The sequence below is a fragment of the Mycobacterium simiae genome (assembly GCF_008370645.1).
GTDB lineage: Bacteria > Actinomycetota > Actinomycetes > Mycobacteriales > Mycobacteriaceae > Mycobacterium > Mycobacterium simiae_A.
The window spans coordinates 1-2,112 of the sequence record NZ_VTZN01000341.1; the positions used below are offsets into that span (position 1 = coordinate 1).

Sequence of the window (2,112 nt, forward strand, 5' to 3'; positions counted from 1 at the left end):
CGCAGCACCTCGACACTGACGTCGGCAAATACAACGCTTACCTTGACCTTCGCCGCGACGACGACTGGGCGGTGATGCGCAAACTCGCCGCTACCGCCGACGTCTTCGCTTCCACCTACCGCCCGGCGGTGAACTCGTGCTTCGACCTGCTCCCGGAATCGCTTGCCGCCGCGAGCGAACGCGGTCTGGTCTACATGTCAGCTACCGCCTATGGGCACAGCGGGCCGTGGCGCGAGCGCCCCGGATTCGACCAAAACGCACAGGTGGCCTCGGGGGTGGCGATGGCCGAGGGCGAAGGTGGGCCGCCCCGATTCTCACCGGTGTTCTACCTTGCCGACCTGATCACCGGATACCTGGCCGCGGCGGGCATGATGGCGGCCTTGCACCGACGCGCCAACGAGGGCGGTTCCTACCACGTCAAGGTGTCGCTCACTCGTAGCGCGATGTGGGTCCAAGAACTCGGTCTGCTCGACATCAGCGCCGAAAACGAGATACCAGCAACGGATTCCTCTTGTGCGCGCCTCATCTCTATCGACACCGCCTACGGGCCGGTGACCACCCTCGCACCCCCAGTGGAGTTTTCCGACCTGACGTTGCCTGCAGCCAGTCGCCTGGTGCCCTATGGCGCTGATCCGCCGTCGTGGCCGTCGGGCGCCTAGAGCCTGCTTACTGCCGTCACGTCGTCGCAGCGGCAGGTAGCTGGGTGTGGCCTTTGCCGGGCCTTCACGCAGCGGCAGCCACCTCATGACTGATGTTTGGAGGTAGTTGTGATGTTCGACGCGCATTTTCACATCATCGATCCCGCTCATCCGTTGATCCCTAACGAGGGTTTTGTCCCTGAGCCGTTCACCGTTACCGACTACCGTCAGCGTGTAGCGGCTTACGACATCACTGGGGGCGCGGTCGTCTCAGGGTCCTTCCAGGGTTTCGACCAGGGATATTTGATTGCGGCATTGCGGCGACTGGGACCCGGCTGGGTCGGGGTCACGCAGCTAGATCCCAGCTCCTCCGATGAAGACATCATCAGCCTGGATCGGGCAGGGGTTCGCGCGGTGCGTTTCACGCTGGCGCGAGGCGGGATCTTGGATGTGAACCTGGCGTTGCGTGCCCATGACCTTGCCGGCTGGCACACGGAGCTCTACGTCGACTCTGCGAACCTGCCTGAACTCGCCAGGCAATTGGCCCTGCTGCCCCGGGTGAGCATCGACCACCTCGGTCTGACGTCGTCCGGCCTGCCGCAGCTACTCGACGCGGTTGACCGCGGAATACGGGTCAAGGCGACAGGATTCGGTCGTCTTAAGCTTGATGTTGCCGACACCGTCCGCCGTATCGACGCCGTCAACCCGCAGGCCCTGCTGTTCGGCACTGACTTGCCGGGCACGCGGGCTCCACGCGCATTTACTGCGGCCGATCTCGATCTGATCAGCGACGCGCTGGGCGACACCGCCCTGCAACGGCTCAGCGCTAACGCCCGTATCTGGTATCGGCTTTGAGCCAGCGACGGGGACGGGCTAGTCGCGGAGTTGTTTGGTGCGGGCTCGATGTCGCGCACCGCTGCCCGCTTGTCGCGCCGGGCGGCCGCAAATATATGCGTCTGATGCAAGGGTGAGTTCCACAACTTCTGCTAGACGCCAATATATGGCCTGCATAGCGTCAGCCGTGACCGTGATCACGCCGTCAGGTGGCGCAGTGAGGTCACGGCATTGAACGGGGAGGCAGATCGATGTCGTTTGTGAGTGCGACACCCAACGCGATGGCGTCGGTGGCGTCGGATTTGGCGCGGATTGGGTGGGAGTTAAGTGACGCTACTGCGACGTCGGTGGGGTCGATTACCACGTTGGCTGCTGCTGGTGGTGATGAGGTGTCTGCGGCCATCGCGGCGGTGTTCGGCGCTCATGGTCGAGAGTTTGAGGCGGTGACTCGGCAGGCGGCGGTGTTTCATGAGCGGTTTGTGGCGGCGTTGGGTGCCGGTGCGGGGATGTATTCCGGTGCTGAGGCGCTCAATGCCGGGCCGTTGCGGGGGCTGGTAGCGGCGATCAATGCGCCGACGCTCGCGTTGGTGGGGCGTCCGTTGGTTGGCAACGGTGTCGATGGAGCGGCGGGGACGGGCGC

At 64.3% G+C, this 2,112-nt stretch carries 3 protein-coding genes; all 3 read left to right on the forward strand.

Annotated elements, in window-relative coordinates; all coding sequences use genetic code 11:
• Nucleotides 1–659: CoA transferase (locus tag F0Q45_RS25545; RefSeq protein ID WP_188113168.1), on the forward strand; the 659-nt coding region annotated here is incomplete at its 5' end.
• Nucleotides 660–770: 111 nt separating this feature from the next.
• Nucleotides 771–1,493 (forward strand): amidohydrolase family protein, encoded by a 723-nt coding sequence (locus F0Q45_RS25550; RefSeq protein ID WP_149656529.1) that lies wholly within the window; start codon nt 771–773, stop codon nt 1,491–1,493.
• Between the two features lie 230 nt (nt 1,494–1,723).
• Nucleotides 1,724–2,112 (forward strand): PE family protein (locus F0Q45_RS25555; RefSeq protein WP_149656530.1); only part of this gene is annotated, 389 nt, incomplete at its 3' end.